39 protein-coding genes and 1 pseudogene are annotated in these 26,415 nt (G+C 44.2%); 1 reads left to right on the top strand and 39 read right to left on the bottom strand.

The annotated features are described in order from the left end of the window. Positions 1–11 precede the first annotated feature (11 nt). From secG to AACU33_RS02015, 37 genes and pseudogenes are all read right to left on the bottom strand, one after another. The gene (secG, locus tag AACU33_RS02195; RefSeq protein WP_086762869.1) at positions 12–245 is read right to left on the bottom strand and encodes a preprotein translocase subunit SecG; all 234 of its coding nucleotides are present in this window, start codon (positions 243–245) and stop codon (positions 12–14) included. Positions 246–319: 74 nt separating this feature from the next. Then, positions 320–1,918 (bottom strand): 2,3-bisphosphoglycerate-independent phosphoglycerate mutase, encoded by a 1,599-nt coding sequence (gene gpmI, locus AACU33_RS02190; protein ID WP_096595092.1) that lies wholly within the window; start codon positions 1,916–1,918, stop codon positions 320–322. Between the two features lie 391 nt (positions 1,919–2,309). After that, on the bottom strand, positions 2,310–4,004 hold the full coding sequence (gene abc-f, locus AACU33_RS02185; RefSeq protein WP_096586831.1) for a ribosomal protection-like ABC-F family protein: 1,695 nt from the start codon (positions 4,002–4,004) through the stop codon (positions 2,310–2,312). Positions 4,005–4,217: 213 nt separating this feature from the next. Continuing rightward, positions 4,218–4,776, bottom strand: a pseudogene (locus tag AACU33_RS02180) (Rpn family recombination-promoting nuclease/putative transposase). Positions 4,777–4,791: 15 nt separating this feature from the next. Further along, positions 4,792–5,277: a hypothetical protein gene (locus tag AACU33_RS02175; RefSeq protein ID WP_096586830.1), complete on the bottom strand. Its 486-nt coding sequence runs from the start codon at positions 5,275–5,277 to the stop codon at positions 4,792–4,794. Positions 5,278–5,643: 366 nt separating this feature from the next. Further along, complete coding sequence (prfA, locus tag AACU33_RS02170) at positions 5,644–6,744, bottom strand: peptide chain release factor 1 (RefSeq protein WP_096586829.1); 1,101 nt, start codon at positions 6,742–6,744, stop codon at positions 5,644–5,646. Positions 6,745–6,845: 101 nt separating this feature from the next. Continuing rightward, positions 6,846–7,085, bottom strand: a complete 240-nt coding sequence (gene rpmE, locus AACU33_RS02165; RefSeq protein ID WP_096586828.1) for a 50S ribosomal protein L31 — start codon at positions 7,083–7,085, stop codon at positions 6,846–6,848. A 120-nt stretch (positions 7,086–7,205) separates the two neighbouring features. Further along, positions 7,206–7,625, bottom strand: a complete 420-nt coding sequence (gene rpsI, locus AACU33_RS02160) for a 30S ribosomal protein S9 (RefSeq protein ID WP_096586827.1) — start codon at positions 7,623–7,625, stop codon at positions 7,206–7,208. Then, a complete protein-coding gene (gene rplM, locus AACU33_RS02155; protein WP_096586826.1) occupies positions 7,625–8,080 on the bottom strand; it encodes a 50S ribosomal protein L13 in 456 nt (151 codons plus the stop codon). Before rplM ends, rpsI begins: the two co-directional genes overlap by 1 nt. 145 nt (positions 8,081–8,225) lie before the next feature. Continuing rightward, the gene (truA, locus tag AACU33_RS02150) at positions 8,226–9,086 is read right to left on the bottom strand and encodes a tRNA pseudouridine(38-40) synthase TruA (RefSeq protein WP_096586825.1); all 861 of its coding nucleotides are present in this window, start codon (positions 9,084–9,086) and stop codon (positions 8,226–8,228) included. A gap of 67 nt (positions 9,087–9,153) precedes the next feature. Then, positions 9,154–9,504, bottom strand: coding sequence for a 50S ribosomal protein L17 (rplQ, locus tag AACU33_RS02145; protein ID WP_096586824.1), 351 nt, complete (start codon positions 9,502–9,504; stop codon positions 9,154–9,156). A gap of 33 nt (positions 9,505–9,537) precedes the next feature. Beyond that, the gene (locus AACU33_RS02140) at positions 9,538–10,485 is read right to left on the bottom strand and encodes a DNA-directed RNA polymerase subunit alpha (RefSeq protein ID WP_096586823.1); all 948 of its coding nucleotides are present in this window, start codon (positions 10,483–10,485) and stop codon (positions 9,538–9,540) included. Positions 10,486–10,834: 349 nt separating this feature from the next. Next, the gene (gene rpsK / locus AACU33_RS02135; protein ID WP_010998331.1) at positions 10,835–11,230 is read right to left on the bottom strand and encodes a 30S ribosomal protein S11; all 396 of its coding nucleotides are present in this window, start codon (positions 11,228–11,230) and stop codon (positions 10,835–10,837) included. 54 nt (positions 11,231–11,284) lie between these two features. Beyond that, positions 11,285–11,665: a 30S ribosomal protein S13 gene (gene rpsM, locus AACU33_RS02130; RefSeq protein ID WP_086688748.1), complete on the bottom strand. Its 381-nt coding sequence runs from the start codon at positions 11,663–11,665 to the stop codon at positions 11,285–11,287. A 113-nt stretch (positions 11,666–11,778) separates the two neighbouring features. Beyond that, positions 11,779–11,892: a 50S ribosomal protein L36 gene (gene rpmJ, locus AACU33_RS02125; protein WP_015129703.1), complete on the bottom strand. Its 114-nt coding sequence runs from the start codon at positions 11,890–11,892 to the stop codon at positions 11,779–11,781. A gap of 115 nt (positions 11,893–12,007) precedes the next feature. Next, on the bottom strand, positions 12,008–12,232 hold the full coding sequence (gene infA, locus AACU33_RS02120) for a translation initiation factor IF-1 (RefSeq protein ID WP_006276978.1): 225 nt from the start codon (positions 12,230–12,232) through the stop codon (positions 12,008–12,010). 225 nt (positions 12,233–12,457) lie between these two features. Further along, positions 12,458–13,012, bottom strand: a complete 555-nt coding sequence (locus AACU33_RS02115; RefSeq protein ID WP_096586822.1) for an adenylate kinase — start codon at positions 13,010–13,012, stop codon at positions 12,458–12,460. Further along, on the bottom strand, positions 13,012–14,325 hold the full coding sequence (secY, locus tag AACU33_RS02110) for a preprotein translocase subunit SecY (RefSeq protein WP_096586821.1): 1,314 nt from the start codon (positions 14,323–14,325) through the stop codon (positions 13,012–13,014). The genes AACU33_RS02115 and secY overlap by 1 nt, the downstream gene beginning before the upstream one ends. 70 nt (positions 14,326–14,395) lie before the next feature. Further along, on the bottom strand, positions 14,396–14,842 hold the full coding sequence (gene rplO, locus AACU33_RS02105; RefSeq protein ID WP_096586820.1) for a 50S ribosomal protein L15: 447 nt from the start codon (positions 14,840–14,842) through the stop codon (positions 14,396–14,398). Positions 14,843–14,891: 49 nt separating this feature from the next. Next, positions 14,892–15,419, bottom strand: coding sequence for a 30S ribosomal protein S5 (gene rpsE / locus AACU33_RS02100; RefSeq protein ID WP_096586819.1), 528 nt, complete (start codon positions 15,417–15,419; stop codon positions 14,892–14,894). Between the two features lie 94 nt (positions 15,420–15,513). Next, positions 15,514–15,876: a 50S ribosomal protein L18 gene (gene rplR / locus AACU33_RS02095; RefSeq protein WP_096586818.1), complete on the bottom strand. Its 363-nt coding sequence runs from the start codon at positions 15,874–15,876 to the stop codon at positions 15,514–15,516. 2 nt (positions 15,877–15,878) lie between these two features. Beyond that, the gene (rplF, locus tag AACU33_RS02090) at positions 15,879–16,427 is read right to left on the bottom strand and encodes a 50S ribosomal protein L6 (protein ID WP_096586817.1); all 549 of its coding nucleotides are present in this window, start codon (positions 16,425–16,427) and stop codon (positions 15,879–15,881) included. Between the two features lie 66 nt (positions 16,428–16,493). After that, positions 16,494–16,895, bottom strand: a complete 402-nt coding sequence (rpsH, locus tag AACU33_RS02085; RefSeq protein ID WP_045870362.1) for a 30S ribosomal protein S8 — start codon at positions 16,893–16,895, stop codon at positions 16,494–16,496. A 20-nt stretch (positions 16,896–16,915) separates the two neighbouring features. Continuing rightward, a complete protein-coding gene (gene rplE, locus AACU33_RS02080; RefSeq protein ID WP_096586816.1) occupies positions 16,916–17,464 on the bottom strand; it encodes a 50S ribosomal protein L5 in 549 nt (182 codons plus the stop codon). A 101-nt stretch (positions 17,465–17,565) separates the two neighbouring features. Next, positions 17,566–17,916, bottom strand: coding sequence for a 50S ribosomal protein L24 (rplX, locus tag AACU33_RS02075; RefSeq protein WP_096586815.1), 351 nt, complete (start codon positions 17,914–17,916; stop codon positions 17,566–17,568). After that, positions 17,916–18,284: a 50S ribosomal protein L14 gene (gene rplN / locus AACU33_RS02070; RefSeq protein WP_015129713.1), complete on the bottom strand. Its 369-nt coding sequence runs from the start codon at positions 18,282–18,284 to the stop codon at positions 17,916–17,918. The genes rplX and rplN overlap by 1 nt, the downstream gene beginning before the upstream one ends. 41 nt (positions 18,285–18,325) lie before the next feature. Beyond that, on the bottom strand, positions 18,326–18,577 hold the full coding sequence (gene rpsQ / locus AACU33_RS02065; protein WP_045870365.1) for a 30S ribosomal protein S17: 252 nt from the start codon (positions 18,575–18,577) through the stop codon (positions 18,326–18,328). 6 nt (positions 18,578–18,583) lie between these two features. Then, the gene (gene rpmC / locus AACU33_RS02060) at positions 18,584–18,811 is read right to left on the bottom strand and encodes a 50S ribosomal protein L29 (protein WP_096586814.1); all 228 of its coding nucleotides are present in this window, start codon (positions 18,809–18,811) and stop codon (positions 18,584–18,586) included. A 3-nt stretch (positions 18,812–18,814) separates the two neighbouring features. Beyond that, positions 18,815–19,249, bottom strand: a complete 435-nt coding sequence (rplP, locus tag AACU33_RS02055; protein ID WP_096586813.1) for a 50S ribosomal protein L16 — start codon at positions 19,247–19,249, stop codon at positions 18,815–18,817. Between the two features lie 167 nt (positions 19,250–19,416). Then, positions 19,417–20,181, bottom strand: a complete 765-nt coding sequence (gene rpsC, locus AACU33_RS02050; protein WP_096586812.1) for a 30S ribosomal protein S3 — start codon at positions 20,179–20,181, stop codon at positions 19,417–19,419. A gap of 52 nt (positions 20,182–20,233) precedes the next feature. After that, entirely contained in the window at positions 20,234–20,593 is a 360-nt protein-coding gene (gene rplV, locus AACU33_RS02045) for a 50S ribosomal protein L22 (RefSeq protein ID WP_096586811.1), read from the bottom strand. Between the two features lie 80 nt (positions 20,594–20,673). Then, positions 20,674–20,952: a 30S ribosomal protein S19 gene (gene rpsS / locus AACU33_RS02040; protein WP_096586810.1), complete on the bottom strand. Its 279-nt coding sequence runs from the start codon at positions 20,950–20,952 to the stop codon at positions 20,674–20,676. 128 nt (positions 20,953–21,080) lie between these two features. Next, positions 21,081–21,944 (bottom strand): 50S ribosomal protein L2, encoded by an 864-nt coding sequence (gene rplB, locus AACU33_RS02035; RefSeq protein ID WP_096586809.1) that lies wholly within the window; start codon positions 21,942–21,944, stop codon positions 21,081–21,083. A 5-nt stretch (positions 21,945–21,949) separates the two neighbouring features. Further along, complete coding sequence (locus AACU33_RS02030) at positions 21,950–22,264, bottom strand: 50S ribosomal protein L23 (protein WP_096586808.1); 315 nt, start codon at positions 22,262–22,264, stop codon at positions 21,950–21,952. Further along, the gene (gene rplD / locus AACU33_RS02025; protein ID WP_096586807.1) at positions 22,257–22,889 is read right to left on the bottom strand and encodes a 50S ribosomal protein L4; all 633 of its coding nucleotides are present in this window, start codon (positions 22,887–22,889) and stop codon (positions 22,257–22,259) included. Before rplD ends, AACU33_RS02030 begins: the two co-directional genes overlap by 8 nt. A gap of 103 nt (positions 22,890–22,992) precedes the next feature. Further along, on the bottom strand, positions 22,993–23,628 hold the full coding sequence (gene rplC / locus AACU33_RS02020) for a 50S ribosomal protein L3 (protein ID WP_096586806.1): 636 nt from the start codon (positions 23,626–23,628) through the stop codon (positions 22,993–22,995). 163 nt (positions 23,629–23,791) lie between these two features. Continuing rightward, the gene (locus tag AACU33_RS02015) at positions 23,792–24,040 is read right to left on the bottom strand and encodes a hypothetical protein (protein ID WP_339375706.1); all 249 of its coding nucleotides are present in this window, start codon (positions 24,038–24,040) and stop codon (positions 23,792–23,794) included. Positions 24,041–24,652: 612 nt separating this feature from the next. Between AACU33_RS02015 and AACU33_RS02010 the strand changes: the two genes are divergently transcribed. Beyond that, complete coding sequence (locus tag AACU33_RS02010) at positions 24,653–25,129, top strand: NAD(P)H-quinone oxidoreductase subunit N (RefSeq protein WP_096586804.1); 477 nt, start codon at positions 24,653–24,655, stop codon at positions 25,127–25,129. Between the two features lie 100 nt (positions 25,130–25,229). Here the strand turns inward: AACU33_RS02010 and AACU33_RS02005 are convergent, their stop codons facing one another. Beyond that, a complete protein-coding gene (locus AACU33_RS02005) occupies positions 25,230–25,700 on the bottom strand; it encodes a GNAT family N-acetyltransferase (protein WP_096586803.1) in 471 nt (156 codons plus the stop codon). Position 25,701: 1 nt separating this feature from the next. After that, entirely contained in the window at positions 25,702–26,379 is a 678-nt protein-coding gene (locus AACU33_RS02000; protein WP_096586802.1) for a tetratricopeptide repeat protein, read from the bottom strand. Positions 26,380–26,415: the final 36 nt, after the last annotated feature.

The following is a 26,415-nucleotide window of genomic DNA, read 5'->3' as shown; positions in this document are numbered from 1 at the left end:
ATTCCCTATGGTTACTTAGGTAGCCAACCAGCACTTAAAACTACGGTTAAACCTAGAAAAATTACTGTTAATGCCCAAGTAATTCGGTTTAAGGTGTTTTCTGCGCTTTTGGTGCTGCTAAACAGTTGAGCTTGTCCACCAATGGCTCCAATACCATCTCCTTTAGGACTATGCAGCAGTACTAAGACGATTAAACCAACGGCGGAAAGCGCCCAAATGCCTTGAACAATATTAGAAACTGTCATGGTAGCAATCTAAATAGATAGTCAATTTCAAAACAGAAGTGTCAGGGTTTAAGTAACAGCTAACTGTTATTTTTTTACAAACCTACTGGTTCGGGAGTACGACTGCGTTGCACATCATATCCAGCCGGTACAACTAGCGATCGCCCTGTCATTTCTGATGGCTGAGGTAGTTGTAAAATCTCTAGAATTGTCGGTGCAATGTCGGCTAGCTTGCCATCGCTTCGCAGTTCGACATTTGTACCATGTCCAGGGATTTTAGCTTTTTCTCCTTCCACCAAAATTAAGGGGACGGGGTTAGTGGTGTGGGCTGTCCAAGGATTACCCGCATCATCTAGCATATACTCAGCATTACCGTGGTCGGCAGTAATAATTGTTGTCCCCCCAACATTAGTAATGCTAGCAAGTAGGCGACCCAAACAGAGATCAACTTTTTCAATTGCTTCTATCGTAGCTTCTATCTGACCTGTATGCCCTACCATATCTGGGTTAGCATAGTTAATCACAACTAACGAGTAGATACATTTCTCAATTGCTGCGATCGCAACTTCTGTAACGGCTGCTGCGGACATCGCCGGGGCTTTATCGTAAGTTGCTACCATAGGACTACTTACAAGTTCGCGGTCTTCACCCTCGAAAGGATCTTCTAGACCGCCATTAAAGAAGTAGGTAACGTGGGCGTATTTTTCGGTTTCAGCGGTGCGGAATTGCTTTAATCCGTGATTGGCGACGACCTCTCCCAAAATATTGGTGAGATTCTGTGGCTCAAAGGCAACAGCTACTTTTAAATCTGGATCGTACTGAGTAAAAGTAGCAAAAGAAAGTGGTTGAATTAACTGCCTTTCAAAGCCCTTAAATTCTGGGCTAACAAAAGCTTGAGTGAGTTGTCTAGCGCGATCGGGGCGGAAGTTGAAGAATATCACTCCATCCCCGGCTGCAATTGCGCCAGGAGCAATACGTGTGGGGTTGATGAATTCGTCTGTGACTCCGGTGGCGTAGGATGCTGCTAAAACTTCTACGGCTTGGCGATTATCGGTTACTTCATCTTGGGTCATTACGTCATAGGCACGTTTAACCCGATCCCAGCGATGATCGCGATCCATCGCGTAGTAGCGACCGCTGAGGGTGACTATCTGCCCTACACCTACGCGGTCTATATATTCTTGCAGCTGCCCTATTGCTTTGACACCCTCGGTCGGTGTGGTGTCACGACCATCGGTAATCGCATGGATACAAACTTGGGAAATTTGCTGATCCTTTGCTAAGTCCAGTAGTCCGAATAAATGGGTGAGATGGGAATGTACTCCACCCTCTGAACACAGACCTACTATGTGAAGCTTGCCATTGCGATCGCGCACTTCCTGGCAAATTTTGACAAGTGCTGGATTGAGCTTAATAGAACCGTCTTCCACCGCATCGGAGATGCGTACTAATTCTTGCGGTACTACTCGCCCAGCGCCAATGTTCAAATGACCAACTTCCGAGTTGCCCATTTGACCATCTGGCAACCCTACGGCTTTTCCTGATGTGCGAATGAGGGTGTGTGGATAAGCTGTCCATAAGCTATCCATGACTGGAGTTTTCGCATTAACTATAGCGTTTCCACGCTTCTCCTCGCAGTAGCCCCATCCGTCTAAAATGACTAGCACCACAGGAGCAACAGGTGCTTTGGTCATAGTAAAATTGCCCTTTACTTTTTGTAATACCCGAATGATACCACTGCTAATCACCGCTGCAAGTGAATTTCTGCTTATTAACTTCTTTTATGAATGATTTCAGTATTTTTTAGATTTTTTTTACTTTTAGTAACTTTTGCGTATTTTTTGTGATAATTGTGTGGGACTACTCATCAGTAAAAACTGGATTATTAACAATAATTTTCAGTAATTCCTGGTTAAGGATACTGATAATTTTCCTGACAAAAAATTATAGATTTATTAACTTATCGTTCTGTACTTAACTGGGTAAAGGCGGCAGTGTAAGATGTTTTGATAAATAAAGGTGCGTTAAGGCTTTGCCTCACACACCCTACAAAATCAAAGTTTTTGGACTTTATTTAATCCACCATTATTTGCGTTTTGCTGATGCTTTAGCAGCTTTGGCAGCTTTTTTAGCAGCTTTTTCCGCAGCGATCGCAGCTAATCTTGCTTGTTCTTTTTCTTCAGCAATTTTATCTAGGTAGTAATGATAATCGCCTAAATAAACGCGGAATTCTCCATCACGAATTTCTACAATTTTATTAGCTACCTGCGAGATAAAATAACGGTCGTGAGAAACAACAATCGCCGTGCCCTCATAGTGTTGCAGTGCTTCTTCCAACATTTCTTTGGCTGGAATATCTAAATGGTTTGTCGGCTCATCTAAAATTAGTAAATTCGCTGGACGCAAGAGCATTTTAGCTAAAGCTAGACGCGCTTTTTCTCCTCCACTTAACGCGCCAACTTGCTTAAATACTGTATCTCCACTGAATAAAAAGCGTCCCAAAAGTGTACGAACTTCTTCATTTTTCCAGTCAGGAACTTCATCATGAATAGTTTCCATGACTGTCTTTTTCAAATCCAAAGCTTCTGCCTGATTTTGCTCAAAGTAACCGGGAATAACGTTGTGATCGCCTAATTTAACTTGACCTTCTGTGGCTGGTTCCATACCCATAATTACCCGCAATAGGGTAGATTTTCCAGCACCGTTAGGACCGAGAAAAGCAATGCGATCGCCTCTTTCAATTAAAAGATTTGCTCCCAAAAATAATATTTTATCATCATAGATATGGGTTAAATCTTTAATGCTGACGACCTCTCTGCCACTACGAGGTGCATCAGGAAAGCGGAAATGCAAAGTTCTGACTCCAGCCGTAGGTGCTTCAATGCGTTCAATTTTTTCTAATTGTTTTTCGCGGCTTTTTGCTTGGGTACTGCGGGTAGCACTGGCGCGGAATCTATCAACAAATGCTTGCTGCTTTTCTAATTCTTTTTGCTGGCGTTCGTAAGCACTCAACTGTGCTGATTCATTTTCTGCTTTTTGTTGCAGGTATGCGGAATAATTACCCAGGTAAGTAGTAGAAACACCACGTTCTGTTTCTACAATTTGAGTGCAGAGGCGGTCAAGAAACTCCCGGTCATGGGAGACTATCACCATTGGAGTGACTAGACTTTTTAAGTAATTTTCCAACCACTCAATAGTTTCTAAGTCTAAATGGTTAGTCGGTTCGTCCAGCAGCAATAAATCAGGTTTTTGCAACAGGATTTTACCCAAACTCATCCGCATCTGCCAACCACCAGAGAAGGCGCTAACGAGGCGATCGCCATCTTCTGGTTCAAAACCCATCTCTGGTAAAATTTTCCCAATGCGTGCTTCTAAGCCGTAGCCATCCAAAGCTTCAAATTGCCGTTGTAAACGATCCAATTTGTGGATCAATCGATCTAGTTCCTCTGGAGTTGCAGTTTCCATGTCTCTTGTCACTTGGGCGATGAAAAGCTGCACTTGATTAGCTTCTTTAAAGACAGTCCAAAATTCCTCTCTCACAGTGCGAGTGGGATCTACTTCAAACTCTTGGTTGAGGTAGGCTATGTGTAAACTTGCAGGACGAATAATCTCTCCAGATGTGGGTTCAATTTCCCCAGAGATGATTTTCAGTTGAGTAGATTTACCTGCACCGTTGACACCGACTAAGCCAATGCGATCGCCTGGTTTTACTTCCCAGTTGATGTCTTTGAGAACTTCGCCTGTGGGGTAAATTTTACTGATATGTTCTAGTCGCAGCATCAAGTTTCTCTCAGGTAGGGAATGGGTAGTTGGGGGATGAAGTGCTAACGCCGTGTCAATCTTAACAAAATTTAATTAATATTTCGTCAAATAAAATTTTTGAATCATAAAAAAAGAGTTTGAGATTGCCACGTTGAAAGCTGATTAAGTTATATATACCTAGTCACAGCTACCCATTTCGACATTGGCTTAACCTAGCATTTAATTGTGCTGCTATTTTTCGCTGGATCTGCCTGAATCAGAAGACTGCTGTTGTACTGCTTGCCTGACTTCCTCTACACTCAATTCCAAAGCCTCGGCTATTTGCTCTACAGTCAACCCTGCTGTCAACATTGGTAGTACTGCTTTTAACTTTCCACTGCGCTCACCTTGTTCTTTGCCTTCCTGAAAAGCTTCCTGATAAAATCTTGTTTGCTTTAACTCGCTTAAGCTAAACATTGCTTCGATTTCCTCCCGACTCATGTTAGGAAATTTGTAAACCAAAATAGTCTCTATTAATTGTAATAATTGCTGCTGTAACTGTGAGTTTATCTCTTGTTTAGTTCTCTCTATCAACTCCCTTGCTTGGGTGATAGCCGTATCTGCTTCTTCAACTACTAATTTAACGGTCGCTATCCCAATTGGGAGCGTTGCAGTCTCACCTAATTCATTGAGATAAATCCGTTGATGAAAATCTATAATTGTTTGCCTCTTCAGGAGAATTGCCAATCAGTTCAAAGAAGATACTGGGTAATTCTTGAAAAAGACGATAAAATAAAATGTCAGTTTTCACGCAATTATATGTGAGTTATTCTTCAATACCATCTCTTACTTCTAGTAATTGCTCTTTTGATAGTCCTAATATTCGTGCAAGGGGAGCTAACAAACTATCATCTATTGGTTCTCCAGCATAAATATTATCTAGTTCTAAGGGAGAAACTTTAAATGTATCGCAGAATTTAGTAAACTCCTGACTACTCAAATCTAGTTCTTTTTGTCTTTCTTTTAACAAAAGCGCGATCGCTCTAGTTCCGTACTTTGGACGTTCGCTAATTTTGATATATTTTTTCATTAAATTCTTGACTTGGTTAGCATCGCCACCAGTTTTTTTAATTAAATCAGTGCAGGCTAATCTAAGTGCTTTATTTAAAACTTCTTGCTCATTTAAAAACTTGATGATTTCATCAACATAGTCTTGTTGAAAAAACCCAGTTAAATTACCTTTATAATAAACTGGCACAAAAGAATTGCTCGATTCTGCTTGCCATTCTGAAGGTTCGTTGTTTATTGCCATAATCTGCACCTCTAAAAAATTTAATTTAATAAAAATTTACATTTTTTTAGATTATTTAAGTGTTACTTCCAGCATTTTTGATGGAAGTTATTACTAGTATTTTCGCTATATTATATTGTTATAAATTAATCAATTCATTTCCAGTTATACCATATTGAAAAAAGAATGCTACAGATGAGTAGAAGCATGGCTCCAACAGTATTTTGGGATATCCAAATTATTTTACTGATGCCTTGCCTCTACAAAGAATTTAGCTGTCGCAAACATTATTTGAATTGATATTAGCTTTTTGCTCAGTAGGTATTACAATAAAAAACCGCCTGTGTGTTAGAACAAGCGGTACCCACATTTTATAAAATAACCCGATTAGCTGGTGGCACCAGAGGCCGCTAACTCTGCTAAACGTTCCTGCTGGTCTTGAGAAATACAAGATTGAATAACTGACTCCAGATCGCCTTCTAACACTGGGTTAAGGGAATAGTTTTGACCCAGACGGTGGTCGGTAACGCGGTTGTCTTTATAATTGTAGGTGCGAATTTTTTCCGATCGCGATCCTGTACCAACTTGCGATCGGCGCATAGAAGTTACAGCTTCTTGTTGTTCGCGTAACTTCATTTCGTACAGTTTCGCCCGGAGAATTTGCATTGCCCGTTCTTTGTTTTGCAACTGGCTGCGTTCTTCCGTACAGAAAATCCGAATTCCAGTTGGTTTGTGCATCAAGTCAACAGCTGTTTCCACCTTGTTAACGTTCTGTCCACCTGCGCCACCAGAACGAGCTGTAGTCATTTCAATATCCTTCGGGTCAATATGGATTTCCACATCATCGACTTCTGGCATGATAGCTACTGTTGCTGTGGAAGTGTGAACCCTTCCCCCTGCTTCAGTTGCAGGTACACGCTGTACGCGATGTACTCCCGCTTCAAACTTCAGCTTGCTGTAAACGCTATCACCCTGAATTTCCAGGATTACTTCTTTAAAACCGCCCATTTCACCTAGTGACTCGCTCACTAGTTTCACTCTCCAACCCTGGCTATCAGCGTAGCGAGAGTACATCCGCAGTAAATCGCCTGCCCAAATACTCGCTTCATCGCCGCCAGTACCAGCGCGAATTTCCAACATAATATTCTTATCATCGTTGGGATCGCGAGGTAGTAATAATATTTTTAAGCGGTTCTCTAAATATTCCAGCTTTTGCTCTAGTTCATCTACTTCCAGCGCTGCCATTTCTTGCAACTCTGGATCGCCGTTTGCTTCTTTGAGTACTTGACGCGCCCCTACTAATTCTTCTTGTGCAGTTTTCCAATTTTCATAGGTATTAACTACCTCTTCAAAAGAAGAACGAGCCTTGGCAATTTTTTGATACTCATCAGGATTTTTTGCAGTATCAGGGTCAGCAAGGCGACGTGTCAATTCATTAAAGGTTTGTTCAACGGATTTTAATTTCTCCAGCAGGTATGATTCAGCCATGATGAGTGCGATCGCTCCTTAAAATAACAAATTGGCTCGGCAAAAAATGACAATCGACCCAGCTCAATTGCAGGGTCGTCGTTAACAGCAGAGCCAACCCGCTACTTTTTGTTTTTGTCGCCAGCGCTTTGAGTGCTGCTCATACCGTACTTGCGAAGGAAACGCTCTACTCGACCCTCAGTATCAATAATTTTCTGGGTGCCGGTGTAAAATGGATGGTTTCCAGACCAAACATCTACGTGCAGTTCTGGCTTAGTAGAGCCAACTGTCATCACAACTTGACCGTTGCAGTAAACTTTCGCATCTGGATACCACTTGGGATGAATATCAGGTTTAGCCATTGTTCCTTTTGTGGTGAATCTATATCAATTATAACTTTCAGATGAGTTCAGAAGATTAGGGAATAGGGATCGGGAAAACCCAGAGATAGACTCAATGCCTCATGCCCCATCACCAATTCCCTACCGTTTAGAGTACTGAGGTGCTTTCCGAGCTTTGTGCAAACCGTATTTCTTCCGTTCTTTGGCTCGTGGGTCACGAGTTAGGTAGCCTTCGATTTTTAACGGGGAACGGTTATCTGGATCTAGTTGGCATAGGGCGCGGGCAACTCCTAGGCGAATAGAATCAGCCTGTCCGGTCAAGCCACCACCTTCAGCTTTCACCAAAATGTCATATTCGTTCTCTAGTCCCAGAGTTTCTAGAGGTCCTTTGATCACACCAAGATAGTTGGCGTTGAATTGGAAATACAAGTTTCCATCTTTACCATTCACGATCAGTTGACCGCTACCGGGAACCAAGCGAACTCTTGCTACTGAGGACTTACGACGACCAGTACCCCAGTAGACGGCGCGACCACTAGTGGTTTCTGCTACTGCTACCATTAACTTTCTGCTCCAGGAATTGTATTAACTTTTAGTTCTTTGGGTTTTTGCGCTGCGTGGGGATGAGTTGGCCCAGCATAGACTTTCAGCTTGGTAAACAACTGCTTACCCAGGCTATTTTTTGGTAACATTCCTTTGACAGCGTGTTCTACAATTCTTTCTGGTAGACGCTGTTGCAGCTTGGCAAAGGTTTCTGTCTTCATCCCGCCAGGACGGCCTGAATGGCGACGGTAAAGCTTTTGAGTACGTTTTTTACCTGTGACGGCTATTTTCTCAGCATTGATCACAATCACGAAATCACCTGTGTCAAGGTGAGGCGTATACTCGGCTTTCTTTTTGCCTCTCAAAACCATAGCGATTTCACTAGCGAGGCGACCGAGGCGTTGGTCTGTGGCATCTACTATGTACCACTCACGCTCAAGCGCTTCTTGAGGAGGAAGGTATGTTTTAGTCATTTATCATTTGTCCTTTATCATTTTTGTTTGTCATTTGTCACTTGTCATTTGTCATTTAGCCTACTAACTCTTGACTCTTGACCATTGAACGCCAGTCGCACGCCACTTGCTTCAACGCGGGGGACCCGCGCAACGCAGTGGCTCCTCAAGTCGGGAAACCCGCCCACGGCGCTGGCTCCTCTTGACTAAAAACGAATTTTGGCAGATTTTCATACCAAACATCTGAGGAAAAAGGGAAATCTGGATAGCCGACTCGTAACAAGCATAAGCCTTGAGCAGGTGCGGCATATTTCACTTCTTCTCGTCGTTCAGCTTTCCACAATTCAGTAAAGTTAGCTAGGGTGCGCTGTCCAGTACCTACTTGTACTAGCATCCCTACCAACAACCGAACCATGCCATACAAAAATCCATCTGCCTGGATTTCAATATGAATTAATGGCCCGCTGCAATGACATTCTGCTGCTTGTACTTCTACCCAAGAATGCGATCGCTTTGAGCCTGCACGGTGAAAAGCAGCCAGATGATGCTTTCCCAGCAGGGGTTTTAGGGCAGCTTTAATTAAGGATTCATCTAGGGGTGCATAATAATAATGCCAACTGAAGGGTCTGACGAACAAGTTCGGCTGATCTTCTGTGTATATGGTGTAGCGATACCGCCGATAGGCTGCACTAAAGCGAGCGTGCCAACGATTACCTACACCTGCTGACGCCCTGATTAAAATATCATTGGGCAAATAGCTATTAAGGATGGCTGCCCATTTATGAGGTGGAATCAAACCTGTCGCTTCAAAATGGGCTACTTGGGCGGCGGCATGAACTCCAGCATCGGTTCTACCCGCACCATGTAGTGTCACATGATACCCAAGAATTTTAGCGATCGCAGTTTCTATCTCTTCTTGAACTGTACGCTGCTGCTTTTGCCTTTGCCAGCCATGAAAATGAGTGCCCAGGTATTGAATTACCAGGGCGACTCTATGAGTTCCTGTTGGCTGGTGGCTTTCTAACATACAGATTTTGTTCTTTGTCATTTGTCTTTTGTCTTTTGCAAATGACTAATGACCAATGACTAACGACTTAAACTAGTTCAATAATGGCCATCTCAGCATTATCGCCCCGACGAGGCACTGTATGAAGGATGCGCGTATAACCCCCTTGACGATTAGCATACCGAGTGGGAGCTTGTTCAAAAAGGGCATGGACTAGTTGTTTATCGTAGATATAGCCTAGAGCTTGCCGACGTGCTGCTAAAGAGCCATCCTTAGCTAAGGTAATCATTTTATCTACTTCAGAGCGCAGTACTTTAGCTCGGACTAAAGTAGTGGTAATTCGTCCATGACGCACCAGTTCGGTAGTCAGCGCCCGCAACAAAGCACGACGCTGGTCTGCTGGTTTACCAAGTTTTTTGACCCGACAACGGTGACGCATAATAATGCACTATCTATTACTAACGGTTTTGACTTAGCTGTGTTTAGAGCTTCTTTCTTGGGGCAGGGTAATGCCTAAGCGTCGCTGTAAAGCTTCAACTACTTCTTCCGCTGACTTCTGACCAAAGTTTTTAATTTCTAACAGGTCTTCTTGGGTATAATCCAACAAGTCGGCTACAGAGTTAACTTGCGCTCGCTTGAGACAGTTGTATGCCCGTACAGAAAGCTGCAACTCTTCAATCGGAATTTGGGCAGTGGGATCGTCTGGAATATCTGAACCTGTATCGGTAGGTTCTAGTGAAATATCTTTCAATGGGTTAAATAAATCTACCAGAATCCCCGCAGCAGATGATAGTGCCTCTTGGGGAGATACACTACCATTTGTCCAAACTTCCAATAGCAATCGGTCTTTAGTGATCGAGCCATCCCCACGGGCTTCCTCGACGCTATAGTTGACCTTTCGCACTGGCATAAATACCGAGTCGATTTGCAGAAAGTCCAGCGATGTGGCTTCTTCTCTTCCTCGTTCTACGGTGCGATAACCTTTACCTTTCTCGATCCGAAATTCCATTTCTAGCTTCCCGCCTTCAGCTAAGGTGGCTACATATTGGGTCGGATCGATAACTTCTACTTCACTTGGCAAATCAAAATGCGCCGCAGTGACTATTGTGGGGCCATTCACAAGTAGCCGCCCAATTTGAGGTTGAGACGAGTAGCTTTTGAGAATAACTTCCTTCATTCTCATCAGAATTTCCAGTACGTCTTCGCGCACGCCTGGAACGGTGGCAAACTCGTGTGAAACACCTGCAATCCGCACTGCTGTAACTGCTGTTCCCTCTAGATTGGACAGTAAAACACGCCTTAAGGCGTTACCAACTGTTGTTCCTTGACCGCGTTCTAGAGGTTCCAAGACAAACTTACTGTAATGGCTTCGACTTTCCTCAGTTGTAGACTCTACACATTCAATTTGAAACTGCGCCACGGAGTTTCCTCCCTCTTTTTAAGGTGCTGCTAGTAGGCAAATAGATTGCCTCCCGAATTTTAGTTCTTGCCCTGAAGCTTACTGTCGGTGTATCAATTAGCCAACTGCAAATTTTGCTATTTGATTTTCTACTTCGGCTTGCGGGCGCTAATATTTAATTTTGGGTTTTCCGAAGTTAGGTAAACCTACTTCAGTAAGCATTTGATAGTCTTCCGGTTCCCCAAGCCGTCTGAAGTTCTAAAGCCACAATCTTGCCACAGCAGTTTACAAGCTAAAAATTCAAGCAGGTATGACAAGTGACTTTTCCATTGCTCGAACTTTTTGCTTCCACCGCCCCGAAGGATTGGATTTAAACTCGACGGCGCTTAGGTGGACGGCAACCATTATGAGGAATTGGAGTAATATCGCGAATTAGTGTAATTTCCAGCCCGGCTCCTTGGAGTGCCCGAATGGCAGTTTCTCTACCTGCACCCGGCCCGCTCACCATGACCTCAATTTGACGCATTCCTTGGTCGATAGCTCGACGCGCGGCACTTTCAGCGGCGGTTTGTGCAGCAAAGGGAGTTCCCTTTTTGGCACCCTTAAAACCACTAGAACCAGCACTTGCCCAAGAAATTACATCTCCGTTTTGATCGGTAATGGTGACAATGCTATTGTTGAAAGTAGACTGAATGTAAGCCATACCGTTGGGTACGTTCCGTTTCTGCTTCTTGCTTCCAGATTTTTTGGTTGGTTGTCGCGCCATAGTTGTGTAGTGAATTTAAGGTAAACCTTGCTCGGATGAGCAAGCGTGAAAATATTATTTGCCTGGTGCTTTCTTCTTCCCAGCCACTGTCTGCCTTCTACCACGACGGGTTCTGGCATTGGTACGAGTTCTTTGTCCTCTAACTGGTAAGCCCATACGATGACGACGTCCTCTGTATGTACCAATATCAATGAGGCGCTTGATGTTCATCGCTTCCCAGCGGCGCAAGTCCCCTTCAACTTGATAGTTACTTTCTATTTCTCCTCGCAGAGCAGCAACATCAGCATCACTGAGTTCTTTGACGCGGGTGTCTGGGTTAACACCTGTAGTCGCTAAAATTTCTTGCGACCTAGATAAACCAATTCCGTAGATATAGGTTAGACCAATTTCGACACGCTTATCGCGTGGAAGGTCTACTCCGGCAATACGTGCCACAATGAATTTCTCCCTGTTGTTCTCGCAATTGCTGTTAGAAAAATGCGATTAATCGCATGTTGGGCTTTGTCTGGCGTTTTTGTGTCGCATTCACTCTGGTTACAATCAGAGCGCTAGCCTTGACGTTGCTTATGCTTGGGGTTAACACAAATCACCATGACGCGACCACGGCGTTTGATCACGTTACACTTTTCGCAAATCTTCTTGACTGAGGCTCGGACTTTCATGCCTTTTGTAATTAACTCCAAATAGTGAATTATAGCATTTTTAAGGAAATTAGTCAGTTAAATGACTAGATAACACCCAAGAAAGGGATTATATGGTAATATTCTCTACATAACATTACTTCTTGCGCAGTCGATAGGTGATTCTGCCCTTTGTCAAGTCGTAGGGAGTTAGCTCCACTTTGACGCGATCGCCAGGTAAAATCTTGATGTAATTCCGGCGGATTTTGCCCGAAATGTGTGCCAGGACATTAAAGCCATTATCCAAGTCAACGCGAAACATGGCGTTGGGTAATGACTCAGTAACCGTGCCTTCCATTTCAATCAAATCTTGCTTAGACAATTTGTTTTTTCCTCAACTCAACAATCTCCTGTTCTTTTGCCGTTCTTCACCTGCAAGAGAACATACTTCACGAAATATATCAACAGTTTCTTAATATATCTTAGCTAAAATTGCCATCTGCCCTACCGAGAGAGACAGCAGTGAATTTTATCTGTGGGTTGAAATTGGGGTTATGGGAGAAATATGAAACTGGGATTTCTCCCTACTAACCCTTGTATATCTTGCTTAAGACGCTATTACCTTTTGCAGTTCTGTGGTGACTTCTTCTTGGGATTGATTGCCATTGACCGTGAGCAGCTTTTGGCGATCGCCATAATAATCAATCAAGGGTGCAGTTTCCGAGCGATATACTTCTAGACGACGCCGAATAACTTCTTCGCTGTCATCTTTTCTACCCCGTGCCAGTAACCTTGCTACTACCACATCATCTGGCACATCCAGGTTAACTACCTTTTCTCCACCCTGATGTATGTTTTCCAGCAACTCTTCTAAAAAAGCTGCTTGTGTTACTTTACGGGGAAAGCCATCTAGAATCCAACCTGAATTGGCATCGGGTTGTCCTAGGCGCTCCTGTACCAATTCCTGTACAAGCTGGTCGGGAACTAACTCACCGCTATCAACATAACTTTGAGCTTTCACTCCCAAAGGTGTTTGGTCTTTCATTGCTTGCCGTAAAATATCACCCGTAGAAATATGGGGTATCTGCAAGTGTTCAGCCAATTTTTGAGATTGAGTTCCTTTACCAGCTCCAGGTGGCCCCAAGAAGATTAATCGCGTCACTATTGTTTCACCATTCCTTCATAGCGCTGAGATATAACATAGGTTTGGACTTGTTTTGCTGTGTCAATTGCTACACCAACTAGAATTAGCAAAGATGTAGCCCCTAGTCCCTTAAAGGTTGGTACTCCTAAAGCACTTTCTACAGCTGTGGGGATAATTGCAACAAAGCCCAAAAATATTGCACCCAAGAAAGTCAGTCTATTAATTACACGCTCAATGTATTCGCTAGTCGCCTTACCAGGACGAATTCCGGGAATACTCGAACCCATCTTCTTCAAGTTCTGCGCTACATCTACTGGGTTAACAATCAACGAAGAATAGAAATAGCTGAAGAAAATAATAGAAATTAAGTAGACCAAGGCATAAGCCCAAGCCTGAGAACCACCAGGACTAAGATATGTGTTAACGATATTTGCTAAGTCCGGGTTTTTGGTGAAATTCGCAATTAAAAGAGGCAAACTCAGAATGGCTGCGGCAAAAATGATGGGCATTACGCCACCAGAGTTGAGGCGCAAAGGTAGGTAGCTACGTTGTTCAGCCAAAACTCGCCGCCCCACTTGCCGACGTGCGGAAATAATGGGAATACGACGAATGCCTTCCTGCACAAATACAATACCAACAATTGTCGCTAGGAAGACCAAAACCAGCACAATCACCCGACCCACAATTTCCCGACCGCCAACTTGTACCAAATCGATGGTATCGCCCAAAGATTTTGGCAGGGATGCCACAATGTTGACAAAAATCAATAATGATGCTCCATTACCAATACCGCGTTCGGTAATTAGTTCAGATGCCCACATCACGAACATCGAACCAGCAGTGAGGGCGATCGCAGTTTCCGCTACAAAAAAGGGTCCTGGCTGTAAGGCAAACTGTTGGAGGAAGAGTGCCGAAAAAGCCGTACTTTGAATAATTGCCCAACCTAAAGACACATAGCGTGTAATTTGCGAAATTTTCCGCCGCCCAGCTTCCCCTTCGTCTTTCTGTAACTTTTCTAAAGATGGGATAGCAGCTGTGAGCAATTGGATAATAATGGACGCATTAATGAAGGGCAAAATACCTAAGGCAAAGACTCCCAAAGTCGAAAGTCCCCGCCCAGAAAATATATCCAATAAGCCGAAGATAGAATTATTTCCCGATATAGCCTCGTGAAACCTAGTTCTATCAATACCTGGTACAGGCAGAAAGATACCCAGGCGAACCAAAATTAAAATACCGACAGTTACAAGCAGCCTACCTCTCAGTCCAGCTGCTTGAGCCATCTGCATAAAAGTTTCTTGAGCCGTTGGGGCTTTGTCTCGACTGATCATAGAGTGCTACCTTTATCGTGAACCAGGCGCTGGAAGCGAGTTAGCTAGCATTTAAGTGCGCTATTCTGGCTCACTCTGGTACTTCGCAACTTCCTCCAGCTGCCTCAATTTTGCTACGAGCTTGACCTGTAAAAGCTGCCGCTTTTACTTTGAGTGGAACGCTCAATTCTCCGTTACCCAAAATTTTCAATGGACCTTTGATGGCAGTCAGGATACCCGCTGCTTTTAAAGATTCCAAAGTTACTTCTGTATTGGCTGGCAGAGAAGCTAGCTTATCTACATTAATCGTAGTGTAAATTTTCTGATTAACTATCGGAAAACCCTTTAACTTAGGTAGGCGGCGGTACAATGGCTGTTGACCACCTTCAAAACCTGGGCGGGTACCACTACCAGAACGGGATTTTTGACCCCGCATCCCTAAACCAGCGCTAGCACCTTGTCCGGCAGAAATACCTCTACCTACACGGCGACGGCGTTTTTTTGAGCCTTTTTGAGGCTTAACATCGTTGAGTCTCATGATGTAAATAGTAATTTTTTACACAAAGAAGGAGGAAAAATTGACTCTACTAAACGGTGTAGAGATTTTCAATAGGAACACCCCTATCTTCAGCAACTTCAGTCAATGTACGCAATGTAGATAAAGCGTTGACTGCGGCTCTAGCATTGTTAAGTGGATTGTTGGAGCCTAGTTGCTTGGCTAAGACGTTACGAACTCCTGCTAATTCCAGTACAGTCCGCACAGCCCCACCAGCAATTACGCCAGTACCGGGTGCTGCTGGGCGCATAATCACTTTAGCTCCGCCACCAACACCATCAATGGGATGGGGTATGGAATTAGATTTAGTAATTGGAATATCAATCAGATGTTTTTTACCGTCGGCTACGCCTTTTTTCACCGCACCAATTACATCAGAGGCTTTGCCTACGCCAACACCCACTTGACCGCGTTCGTTACCGACAACCACGATCGCGCGGAAGCTGAGTTTTTTACCACCTTTGACGACCTTGCTCACCCGGCGGATTTGAATTACCCGTTCTTGCCAGTTGGTTTCTTCTTTTTTTGCGCGGTTCGCTTTACGACGACCAGTTGCCATAATTAAATGCTCTCTATTAGTCAAGGGTCAAGAGTCAACAGTCAACAGTCGATAGTCATTACTTTTGACTATGGACTTTGGACTTTTGACTAATTTAGAAATCTAAACCAGCTTCACGTGCTGCATCAGCTAGTGCTTGGATACGACCGTGGTATAGGTTGCCACCGCGATCGAAGACAACTTTGGTGATGCCTTTTTCTAGCGATCGCGCTGCTATTAATTTGCCAACTTGCGCTGATGCGTCGCGGTTAGCACCTGATGCTAAACTCGATTTCAACTCTGGCTCTACGGTTGAGGCTGACACCAAAGTATGATGTTGAGTATCATCAATTACTTGAGCGTAAATATGCTCATTAGAGCGAAATACAGCTAGCCGTGGACGTTCTAGAGAGCCTTGAACTTTACCACGAATACGTCTATGGCGACGTGTTTTTGATTCTCTACGAGTAAGTTTCATGTTTACTTCTTACCACTCTTACCAGTCTTACCAGCTTTACGTCTGACCACTTCACCGGCGTAGCGAATACCCTTGCCTTTATAAGGTTCTGGTTTACGAACGGCACGAATTTTCGCTGCTGTGTTGCCTACTATCTCTTTGTCATAGCCACTAACAATGACGTTAGTGTTATTTTCTACGGCAAACTGAATGCCATCGGGTGGCTCAATTTGTACCTGATGGCTGTAACCCATATTTAAAACGAGGTTACGGCCTTGGACTTGTGCCCGATAACCAACACCTTGAATTTCTAAACGGCGCTGAAAACCTTGGGATACCCCCTCGACCATGTTGGCAACTAAAGTACGGCTCAAACCGTGCATTTGCCTGGAGGTGCGAGAATCATCCCGACGGTTTACCAGTAATGTTTCACCTTCTTGGGAGACTGTCACTTGAGTAGGCAACTCGCGAGCAAGCTCTCCCTTGGGCCCTTTGACGACAACTTTTGTGCCATCAATCGCCACTTGCACTTTGGCGGGAATAGTAATTGGACGTTTACCAATACGAGACATAACTTTTTGTCCTTTGTTATTTGTCCTTGGTCATTGGTCTTGAACTAATGACTAAATGACTAATGACTACCAGACATAGCACAGTACTTCGCCACCCAAGTTTTGACGCCGTGCTTCACGGTCGGTCATAATCCCACTGGATGTAGAAATAATGGCAATGCCGATACCGCCCAGTACTCTGGGTAAATCTTTACGATTAGAGTAAACACGCAAACCTGGTTTACTTACGCGCTTGAGGGCGGTAATTAGTGGTTGACGATTTTTACCCTTATACTTCAGGGCAATCACCAGGTTACGTTTTACTCCTTCTCCTGATTCTTCAAATTCAGCAATAAAGCCCTCATCGCGTAGTACTTTTGCAATACTACGAGTGAGTTTTGTTGCAGGCACTAGTGTAGTTTGATGCCTTGCCAAATTGGCATTGCGGATGCGCGTCAGCATATCTGCAATTGTGTCGTTAGCCGCCATCGTTCCCTCTTTAGATGAACTTATTGATCGCGAAAAGGCATACCCAATTCTTTCAGTAGGGCGCGACCTTCTTCGTCGTTTTTCGCTGTGGTAATGATGGAAATATCTAGACCACGGATTTGATCGATGCTGTCGTACTCGACTTCTGGAAAAATTAGTTGCTCTCTCACACCTAGGGTGTAGTTACCGCGGCCATCAAAGCTTTTGGGACTAACGCCGCGAAAATCTCTAATTCTAGGTAGCGCTAGACTAACAAGTCGGTCGAGGAAGGCATACATCCGTTCGCCTCTCAGCGTGACCATGATGCCAACTGGCATACCTTGACGAATTTTGAAGCCAGCGATCGCCTTTTTCGCTCTGGTTACAACTGGTTTTTGACCAGTAATCACGGAAATTTCGTTAAGAGACGCTTCCAATGCTTTAGCATTTTGAGCTGCTTCCCCTAAACCTCGGTTCACAGTAATCTTGACCAACTTCGGTACTTGATGAACGTTGGTGTATTGAAACTGATTGGTCAGTTTGGGGACGATGGTCTCTTGGTATAAGGTTTTGAGTCTTGTTGTCGCCATAGTTTTTTGTCTTGTTTATCCCTGGTCTTGGTCAGGGAACCTTAAATTTTAGATTTTGGATTTAATTAAAATCTCATCTAAAATCGTCCCTTGGCGGAGGATTATTTATCCAAAATCTCGCCTGTTTTCTTGAGCTTACGCACTTTCTTGCCTTCAGCCGTGAAGGTGTAGCATACACGACTGGCGACGTTTTGCTTAGTGGAGTAAAGCATCACGTTGGAGCTATGAATCGGGAATTCTTGGGTAACAATTCTTCCTGATTCCCCTTCTTGCTGAGGCTTGACGTGCTTAGTTTTAATATTGACGCCTTTGACAATAACTTTACTGAGTTGTGGTAGTGCTTTAATCACTTCACCAACTTTTCCTTTGTCCTTACCAGCAATCACTTGTACCGTGTCGCCAGTTCTGACGTGCATTTTATGAAAGACCTTGGGTTGTGGCTGTTTTGCCATTACAGCACCTCCGGAGCCAAAGAAACAATTTTGGTGAAGTTCTTATCGCGCAGTTCCCGTGCGACTGGGCCAAAGACCCGCGTGCCTCTGGGATTACCATCTTTGTTGATGATCACTGCGGCGTTATCGTCAAAACGAATGCTCATACCGCTATCGCGATTTATACTTTTGCGAGTACGCACAATTACTGCCTCTACCACATCTGACTTTTTAACAGCCATGTTGGGTTGGGCATCTTTGACAACGGCAATAATTTTATCACCTACGCCACCGTAACGGCGGTTGCCAGCGCCTAATACGCGGATGCACATTAGCTTTCGGGCACCGCTATTATCTGCGACATTCAGGTAAGTCTGGGGTTGAATCACAATTTGTCTCCCTTGTTAAGTTGTTAGTTCGATAACAACTATTAAGTTGTAGCTTTAGCGTTGAGAATTTCTGTGACTTGCCAGCGCTTGGTTTTACTCAGGGGTCTAGTTTCCTGAATGCGAACGCGATCGCCCACTTTGCACTGATTGTCTTCATCATGAGCTTTATAGCGCCGGGTTTGAACTACAATCTTGCCGTACTTGGGATGGGGAGCGCGGTTTTCCACGGCTACTACCACCGTTTTCTGCATTTTGTCGCTCACTACCAAGCCAACTCGTTCCTTGACTGCCATAATCTCCTACTTTTCTTCGTTAGTCGGTTGACTTGCTGCCCGTTTGCGTTCTCCTTCTACCGTTAGAAGTTGCGCTAGGCGATGTCGGGCGTGTTTAAACTGATGGGGCTTATCTAATTGTCTGGTCGCTTTTTGCAAGCGCAACTGAAATAGTTGTCTTTTAACAGCAACAATTTCCTCAGCCAGTTTCTCGTCAGTTAATTCTCTAGCTTCTGAAATTTTGGGAAGAGGCATAACCTACTCCTGCTCCTGTATTTCCTGTATTTGAGGGCGCACAATAAATTTGGTTTTGATTGGCAACTTGTATGCAGCCAAGCGCATAGCTTCGCGGGCAATTTCTTCAGAAACACCAGCGATTTCAAACAAAATTCGCCCTGGTTTGACTACAGCTACCCAAAACTCTGGCGAACCTTTACCAGAACCCATCCGAGTTTCAGCAGGACGCATAGTTACAGGCTTATCAGGGAAAATCCGAATCCAAATTTTTCCACCCCGGCGAATGTAACGGGTCATGGCTCGACGCGAAGCCTCGATTTGCCGAGAGGTAATCCAAGCAGGTTCTTGAGCTTGGAGTGCAAAATCGCCAAAGTTTAGGGTACTCCCACGGTGGGCTAGACCCTCCATCCGTCCGCGCTGTTGTTTGCGGAATTTAGTTCTTCTAGGACTTAACATGGTTTGTCACTTGTCATTTGTGAGGCAGTGCGTTGGGCGGGTTTCCCGACTTGAAGCAACTGCTGTTCCCCGAAGGGGTTCTCGAAGAGTACCCGTAAGGGTCATTTGTCAAAAGTCATTTGTCATCTGCCATTTACTATGACTAATGAGCCATGACTAATAACGGTTTACCCTTCATTCGATCTATCTTCAAATTGTTGGCGACGGCGTTGTTGTTGACGGCGACGAGGTTCGCGTTCGCGTTCGCGGGTTGCAGCAGGTGCGGATGCAGCTTCTTCTTGTCCGGGGATGATTTCTCCCTTGAACACCCACACTTTAATGCCCAAAATCCCATAAACAGTTTTGGCTGTGCAGTAAGAGTAATCAATGTCAGCCCTTAAGGTGTGCAAGGGTACTCTACCTTCACGAGTCCATTCTGTCCGAGCGATTTCTGCACCATTTAGTCGACCGCTAACTTGGACTTTAATACCTTGGACACCAGCGCGTTGGGCACGTTGAATTGCTTGGCGTACCACGCGACGGAAAGATACGCGGCGTTCTAGTTGTTGAGCGATATATTCAGCAATCAAGTAGGCATCAGCATCAACTCGTTGCACTTCAACTACGTTAATGCGAATTTGGCGATTGCTGCCCAACAATTCTTGCAGTCCGGTACGTAAAGATTCGATACCTTGACCGCCACGACCTACTACTACACCAGGTCTTGCTGTGCGTACTTCTAAGTCGATTTGATCGGCTTTGCGCTCAATCCGTACTTCTGAGATCCCGGCGTTATTTTGAGCCAGTCTGCCCAGCTTTTGTTCTATATATTTACGGAGTTTGTGGTCTTCTTGCAGCAGTTCTGGATATTTGTCAGGAACGGCAAACCACCGAGATTGATGTTCTTGTGTAATACCCAGCCGAAAACCAACTGGATGAATTTTTTGTCCCACAAATGCTTCCTCTAAAATTTCTTACTTTACGCAATTTTTTCGTGTCTAATATTTATTCAGCAGCATCGCCAGCAGCTACAGCTACGGTAATATGACACGTTGGCTTGCGAATTTGGTAAGCTCGACCTTGCGCTCTAGGTTGAAATCGTTTGAGTACTGGGCCTTGATCGGCGTATGCCTGGGTTATCACTAGTTGCGCACGGTCTAAACCAGCATTATGCTCGGCATTAGCAGCAGCACTTCTGAGAACCTTCAAAACTGGTTCGCAGGCGCGATAGGGCATAAATTCTAAGATTATCAGCGCTTCTCGGTACGATCTGCCTCGAATTTGATCGAGTACGCGACGTACTTTATAGGGAGAGATGCGGATAAAACGAGCGATCGCTTTGACTTCAGTAGTATCAGTAGCCATAATTTTCTCCGTTTTGGTCATTTGTCATTGGTCACTGGTCATTTGTCTTTAGCTAATGACTAATGACTTTTAACTCATGACTACCTACCTGATTTTTTGTCACTTTTCCCATGACCTCTGTAGGTACGTGTTGGGGCAAATTCTCCCAACTTATGTCCTACCATCTGATCGCTGATAAAAACGGGAACATGTTGTCTTCCGTTGTGAACAGCTATAGTATGACCGACCATCAGGGGTAAAATTGTCGATGCTCTCGACCAAGTTTTGATCACTTGCTTTTCGTTTTTATCGTTCAGCTTTTCAATTTTGCTGAGTAAGTGATCGGCAACGAAAGGACCTTTTTTTAGAGAACGACCCATAGTAAAGGATGAAGGTTAAAGGGTAAAAGTTAAAAATGAAGAATAAAGAGCTAAGGACGAAGGCTAAGAGGTAAATATTACTGAATTACTTCATACTTCATCCTTCATACTTCATACTTCATACTTTCTTAGGACTCACGACCACCGCGACCGCGTTTAGAAGATTTACGACGACGGCGCACAATGAATTTACTGCTAGCTTTCTTGGGTTTGCGTGTCTTTGCACCCAAAGTTGGTTTACCCCAAGGAGTAACAGGCCCAGATCTCCCAATTGGCGCTCTACCTTCACCACCACCGTGGGGATGATCCACAGGGTTCATGACGCTACCTCTAACTTTGGGACGGCGTCCTTTCCAGCGATTTCGTCCTGCTTTACCTGCACTTAAGTTTCTGGCGTCGGTGTTGCCTACTTGTCCAATCGTGGCGTAACATTCGCGACGAATTAAACGAACTTCACCTGAAGGTAGCTTCAGAGTAACGTAATTACCTTCTTTGGCAACAACTTGCGCGGTAGCACCAGCAGAACGCACGATTTGACCACCTTTACCAGGAGTCATTTCTACATTATGAACGCTAGTACCTAAAGGAATATTTGCTAGAGGTAAGGCATTACCATCTTCGATAGGAGCTTCTGGCCCCGCAATGATTTTGGTGCCAACTTTTAACCCATTGGGATGGAGAATGTAGCGTTTCTCGCCATCTTCATACAACACCAGAGCAATCCGCGCATTCCGATTGGGATCGTACTCAATGGCTGTGATTGTAGCTGGAATGTTCCGCTTGTCTCTTTTAAAGTCGATGATGCGGTAAAGCTGCTTATGTCCGCCACCCCGGCGACGGCTGGTAATCCGGCCTTGATTGTTCCGTCCTTTAGCACGATGTACGTACTTGGTTAAGGATTTTTCTGGCTCAGTTTTAGTGATTTCCGCAAAGTCAGAGATTGTAACTTGGCGAGTACTAGGGGTATAGGGGCGATAAGAACGAGTACCCATGTTTTTTACACCTCTGGGAATAGAACTTGTCTAACCTTCTCTACATCCCCAGGTGCGATAGTAACAATCGCTTTTTTATATTGGGGCTTGTAACCAATAAATTTGCCCACGCGCCGTTTTTTCCGGGGTGGTATTGAAGTATTGACTTTAACGACCTTTACCTGAAATAAGTCTTCGATCGCAGCTTTAATTTCGGGTTTGGTAGCCTTAGGAGTGACTTCAAAAGTGTATTTGTTTAACTCCATCAGGATGGTCGCCTTTTCAGTCACAATTGGGCGACGTATTAAGTCAGCTAGGTTACGGGGGTCGAAGTTAGGCACTGTAGACCTCCTGAATTTTTGCTATGGCTGATGCTGTAACTACGATCTTGTCAGCGTGCAGCAAATCGAAAACATTTAATTGATTTGCGGCAATTACTTTTAAATTTTCTACATTGCGGGCTGACAAATGAACGTTCTCCGCAATCTCAGACAAAATTAACAGTGTTTTATCTTCTGGTGCAGCTCCCCAACGCGCTAATGCTGCTACTAATTCTTTAGTTTTAGGGCGGGATAACTGCTCGCTAAATTCTTCTACTACAACCAAATCGTCAATACGGCTGACCAAAGCTGTTCGCAATGCCAAGCGTCGCTCTTTGCGGTTCATCTTGAGATCGTAATCTCTGGGTTTTGGCCCAAAGATTACACCACCACCACGCCACAGGGGCGAACGAATTGACCCTGCACGAGCACGACCTGTACCTTTTTGCCGCCAGGGTTTGCGGCCGCCGCCTCTGACTTCGGAGCGAGTTTTTGTACTAGCAGTTCCTTGGCGAGCATTGGTCTGTTGTCTAACCAACGCTCTATGCACAATATGACCTGCTGTTTCTTCTTTGGCAACTCGCAACTCAAACGAAGTCTCTCCGACTTGTTCTCCTTGCCAATTTTTAACTATACTCTGAACCATCTTTGTCACTTGTCCTCTGTCATTTGTCCTTTGTCATTTGTCCTTTGTCACTTGTCCTTAGCCAATGACTAATGACTAATGACTAACAACTAATGACTCTTGACTACTTACCAACTTGCTTGGCGGGTACGATATTTACCAGCGCACCTGGTTTACCGGGAATAGCTCCCTTAATCAGTAGTAAATTGCGCTCTGCATCGACTCGTACTACAGTCAACTTGCGGATTGTGACGCGGCTACCACCTAAACGCCCTGCCATCCTTTTACCTGGATAAACACGACCTGGGGTTGTACCAGCACCTATGGAACCTGGTGCTCTATGGTTTTTGGAACCATGTGACATAGGCCCGCGACCAAAGTTGTTGCGCTTTTGGTTGCCTGCAAAGCCGCGACCGATACTTGTACCGATTACATCTACAATTTGACCTGCACTAAAAATATCTGCTTTAATTTCTTGACCTAAAGCATAATCGCTAGCAGTATCTGTGCGATACTCGTTCAGATGACGTAAAGCTGGAGCAGATGATTTGGCTAAGTGACCTAAGAGGGGTTTGTTTAGCGCCTTGGGTTTGACTTCGCCAAAACCAACTTGAATCGCAGCGTAACCGTCGGTCTGTTTCGTTTTAACTTGGGTAACAGTGCATGGGCCCGCTTGCACAACGGTGACAGGAATTGCTACTCCTGCATCGTCAAATATTTGGGTCATGCCCAGCTTGGTGCCGAGAATACCTACAGACACAGTAACTGGTTCTCCTTAATCTACTTGCTAACCTTGGCATCAGATTCTAAAAGACAAGCTTTTTGCACGTTGGGAAACTTGGAGTCAAGTTGGCACTCCAATTTACCTGAGACACAAAAAACTATGTCCTTACTGTTTGGTGAATCTGTTTACTTTCACTCGCTTATTCAGCAGAACAGCCATAAGCACCTTCCTTTGAGGAAGGGTTAACTTCTGGAATCAAGGCAAGGCTATTGAGCTTTGCGCTTTGTGCAGCAATGCTTTCATCCAAGCAATTGCTTAGGCACTTTCTGGAGGCAGCGCCCTGAGAGGCTTTCCCAACTTGAGCAGCCACTGCGTTGCGGAGGACACTGCGTTGGGCGGCTTTGCCGACTTGAAGCAAATGTCCGTCAGATTTCCCGCGTTGTAGCAAGTGGCGGGCGACAGCCGTGTTGTAGTGGGACTTAAGCAGCTTTTGCCACCCAGTATCCTTTAACTAAGACTGATGTAATGCTATCAAACCAACATTACTGCTCAGTTTCTACTCCGACTAAAATACCTTAAACTATTGTTCAAGGTTTTGCCTACTTTTTCAGGACTACAGGAGTGAATGTAGCCTGGAACTTAGGGTTGGCTTTGATGTTCCAGCCATAAGTTTTTGTCTGACCCGAAAGCTTTTTTAGTCTACCAGTCTCCGATCGCTCTGGGCTAGCTTTCTCCAAATTTTGGAATCAAGTCATTTACTCTTGATGCTCACACTAGCTCAGAATGCCAATAAGAGGGCAACCTAATTTGCGTATTTGGTCACAATCTAACAATATAAATGATTTATTTATATTTGTCTATAAATTTATTGGCTGAGATTTTTGCTATTGGTATTAGTTAATAGCTATTAGACAAACTCCGATGTATCAAACTTACATTGAAGCGGTATCGAGTGATTGACAGCAAGTAAACCTAATCTAGATCATAAATTAATTGTTGAACCGAATTTAGGGTTCGCAGTAAATAATAGAGATATCTAAGTGAGATAGAACGAATATCTATGGCACTACTTACCACTGGCAACGCTTTTATTCGCGAACTAGAAAAAGTTGGCTCTCTGGGTGTTTATATACCTCCAGAGGGTGGTTATGAAGGTCGGTATCAACGCCGACTACGTGCAACTGGCTACGAAACTCTCCACATTACTGCTAAGGGGTTAGGAGATTTGGCTGCCTATCTCACAGGAGTTCATGGAGTTAGACCGCCTCATTTGGGTAAAAAGAGTACTGGTAGTGGTGCGGCAGTAGGTTATGTATACTATTTGCCACCTCTAATTAGTTCTCACCTAGAACATTTACCGCCAAAGTCCAAAGGACTGGTGTTGTGGATTATTGAGGGGCATATTCTTTCCAATCAGGAACTGGATTTCTTGGCGGCTTTACCCCGCTTGGAACCAAAAGTAAAAGTAGTGATCGAGAGGGGTGGCGATCGCGCCTTCCGTTGGACTCCTCTAGAAAAAACACTTTTAGCTAGTTAGTGATTGGTCATTAGTCATTGGTCATTCTTACAAAGTTCTGATCGGAGGAAACCTCCGCTCAGACTTTGCGCTTTGTCATTTGACTCTTGACTTTTGACTATTAGTTCAATTCCATCAGCATTTCTATGGTGCTGATGCGAAAACCACAAGATGCAAACAACCGCCGCGCCGCTTCGTTAATAGCTGCGGTATCTAGCCTAATTTGCTTGACCCCGATTTTATCAAAGCGTTCAATAGCGTGCATCACCATTTGTTGTCCTATTCTTTTTTGGCGATATTCTGGCTCAACCCAAAGATCGTGAATAAAGGCAAATTCTTGTAACCGATAAATTGGAATTTCGCGTTCAACTGTCGCTATTAAAAACGCTACCAAGTTACCTCTATCTTCAGTTACCAAAAATACGCTCCGATCGTTATTGGCTAACCGCCTCAACCATTTTTCATAACGCTGTTCTGGATAGGAAAAAAAACCATATTTGGCAGCATCCCAAGATTCATGCAAAGCACAAATTTTAGCAACCATCGGTAAAACTTGAGGTACGTCAGATGGGGTAGCGGTGCGGATTAGCATATTAATGCTGAATTTGTTGAAGAAAAGCTTGTGTTTTTTGATACTCTATTGTGTTTCCTTGCTGTTGAAATAAAGTTGCAGCTTGCTGGAGGTCTGTGACTGCACTTTGGCGATCGCCTAAGGCATATAGTGCCAATCCTCTGTTACCGTAAGCATCAGCTAAGGTAGAGTCGATTTTAATCGCCTGAGTAAAGTTGGAGATTGCTTGTTGATGCTGGCCATTTTTAAAATGGGCAAGTCCTAAGTTGTAGTATCCATCTGGCGATCGCGGATCTATTTTTACTGACTGGTTAAAATCAGCAATAGCTTTAGGAAAGTTTCCCAATTCTACATAGGAGATACCGCGACCATTGTAGGCATCTGTATGCCGAGGATTAATTTGTAGCGCTTGGTTGTAGTCTGCGATCGCCGATTGAAAATCTTTCAAATGAGTTTTTGCTAAACCCCGTAAACAAAAACCTTCATAAAATTCTGGGTTTAAGCTTACTACTTCGTTAAAGTCTGCAATAGCTCCGTTGAAGTTACCCTGTGCTAGCTTTTCTACACCCTGGTTATAGTTCTGTTGAACATCTACCGATTTCTTAGTTTTTGATGAGGCTTCAGCATGAACGCTCGGAGACATCACACCGAGTAACATCGTTATTCCTAAGATAGTGAATGCTTGCTGTATAGGTTTCATATTTTTTCCTCCAGCAGTATCTTCCTCTATGGATCA

This window comes from Calothrix sp. NIES-2098, assembly GCF_963875125.1.
In the GTDB taxonomy this organism is placed as follows: Bacteria; Cyanobacteriota; Cyanobacteriia; order Cyanobacteriales; family Nostocaceae; genus Aulosira.
This window is presented reverse-complemented; position numbering and strand designations above follow the sequence as displayed.

What these genes read in the sequence shown, in the direction of transcription:
- AACU33_RS02175 (WP_096586830.1), bottom strand. Translation starts at nt 5,277, where the DNA reads ATGGCAATAAACAACGAACCTTCAGAATGGCAAGCAGAATCGAGCAAT.
- rpsQ (WP_045870365.1), bottom strand. Translation starts at nt 18,577, where the DNA reads ATGGCAGTCAAGGAACGAGTTGGCTTGGTAGTGAGCGACAAAATGCAG.
- rplQ (WP_096586824.1), bottom strand. Translation starts at nt 9,504, where the DNA reads ATGCGTCACCGTTGTCGGGTCAAAAAACTTGGTAAACCAGCAGACCAG.
- rplV (WP_096586811.1), bottom strand. Translation starts at nt 20,593, where the DNA reads ATGGCTACTGATACTACTGAAGTCAAAGCGATCGCTCGTTTTATCCGC.
- rplM (WP_096586826.1), bottom strand. Translation starts at nt 8,080, where the DNA reads ATGACTAAAACATACCTTCCTCCTCAAGAAGCGCTTGAGCGTGAGTGG.
- rpmC (WP_096586814.1), bottom strand. Translation starts at nt 18,811, where the DNA reads ATGCCTCTTCCCAAAATTTCAGAAGCTAGAGAATTAACTGACGAGAAA.
- secY (WP_096586821.1), bottom strand. Translation starts at nt 14,325, where the DNA reads ATGATCAGTCGAGACAAAGCCCCAACGGCTCAAGAAACTTTTATGCAG.
- secG (WP_086762869.1), bottom strand. Translation starts at nt 245, where the DNA reads ATGACAGTTTCTAATATTGTTCAAGGCATTTGGGCGCTTTCCGCCGTT.
- rplX (WP_096586815.1), bottom strand. Translation starts at nt 17,916, where the DNA reads ATGGCAAAACAGCCACAACCCAAGGTCTTTCATAAAATGCACGTCAGA.
- rpmE (WP_096586828.1), bottom strand. Translation starts at nt 7,085, where the DNA reads ATGGCTAAACCTGATATTCATCCCAAGTGGTATCCAGATGCGAAAGTT.
- rpsS (WP_096586810.1), bottom strand. Translation starts at nt 20,952, where the DNA reads ATGGGTCGTTCTCTAAAAAAAGGTCCTTTCGTTGCCGATCACTTACTC.
- truA (WP_096586825.1), bottom strand. Translation starts at nt 9,086, where the DNA reads ATGTTAGAAAGCCACCAGCCAACAGGAACTCATAGAGTCGCCCTGGTA.
- rpmJ (WP_015129703.1), bottom strand. Translation starts at nt 11,892, where the DNA reads ATGAAAGTCCGAGCCTCAGTCAAGAAGATTTGCGAAAAGTGTAACGTG.
- AACU33_RS02000 (WP_096586802.1), bottom strand. Translation starts at nt 26,379, where the DNA reads ATGAAACCTATACAGCAAGCATTCACTATCTTAGGAATAACGATGTTA.
- rpsE (WP_096586819.1), bottom strand. Translation starts at nt 15,419, where the DNA reads ATGGCAACTGGTCGTCGTAAAGCGAACCGCGCAAAAAAAGAAGAAACC.
- rplB (WP_096586809.1), bottom strand. Translation starts at nt 21,944, where the DNA reads ATGGGTACTCGTTCTTATCGCCCCTATACCCCTAGTACTCGCCAAGTT.
- abc-f (WP_096586831.1), bottom strand. Translation starts at nt 4,004, where the DNA reads ATGCTGCGACTAGAACATATCAGTAAAATTTACCCCACAGGCGAAGTT.
- AACU33_RS02010 (WP_096586804.1), top strand. Translation starts at nt 24,653, where the DNA reads ATGGCACTACTTACCACTGGCAACGCTTTTATTCGCGAACTAGAAAAA.
- rplD (WP_096586807.1), bottom strand. Translation starts at nt 22,889, where the DNA reads ATGGTTCAGAGTATAGTTAAAAATTGGCAAGGAGAACAAGTCGGAGAG.
- rplF (WP_096586817.1), bottom strand. Translation starts at nt 16,427, where the DNA reads ATGTCTCGTATTGGTAAACGTCCAATTACTATTCCCGCCAAAGTGCAA.
- prfA (WP_096586829.1), bottom strand. Translation starts at nt 6,744, where the DNA reads ATGGCTGAATCATACCTGCTGGAGAAATTAAAATCCGTTGAACAAACC.
- rpsK (WP_010998331.1), bottom strand. Translation starts at nt 11,230, where the DNA reads ATGGCGCGACAACCAACCAAAAAATCTGGAAGCAAGAAGCAGAAACGG.
- rplE (WP_096586816.1), bottom strand. Translation starts at nt 17,464, where the DNA reads ATGGCGACAACAAGACTCAAAACCTTATACCAAGAGACCATCGTCCCC.
- rplP (WP_096586813.1), bottom strand. Translation starts at nt 19,249, where the DNA reads ATGTTAAGTCCTAGAAGAACTAAATTCCGCAAACAACAGCGCGGACGG.
- rpsI (WP_096586827.1), bottom strand. Translation starts at nt 7,625, where the DNA reads ATGGTAGCAGTAGCAGAAACCACTAGTGGTCGCGCCGTCTACTGGGGT.
- rpsH (WP_045870362.1), bottom strand. Translation starts at nt 16,895, where the DNA reads ATGGCGGCTAACGACACAATTGCAGATATGCTGACGCGCATCCGCAAT.
- rplR (WP_096586818.1), bottom strand. Translation starts at nt 15,876, where the DNA reads ATGAAACTTACTCGTAGAGAATCAAAAACACGTCGCCATAGACGTATT.
- rplO (WP_096586820.1), bottom strand. Translation starts at nt 14,842, where the DNA reads ATGAGACTCAACGATGTTAAGCCTCAAAAAGGCTCAAAAAAACGCCGT.
- AACU33_RS02005 (WP_096586803.1), bottom strand. Translation starts at nt 25,700, where the DNA reads ATGCTAATCCGCACCGCTACCCCATCTGACGTACCTCAAGTTTTACCG.
- gpmI (WP_096595092.1), bottom strand. Translation starts at nt 1,918, where the DNA reads ATGACCAAAGCACCTGTTGCTCCTGTGGTGCTAGTCATTTTAGACGGA.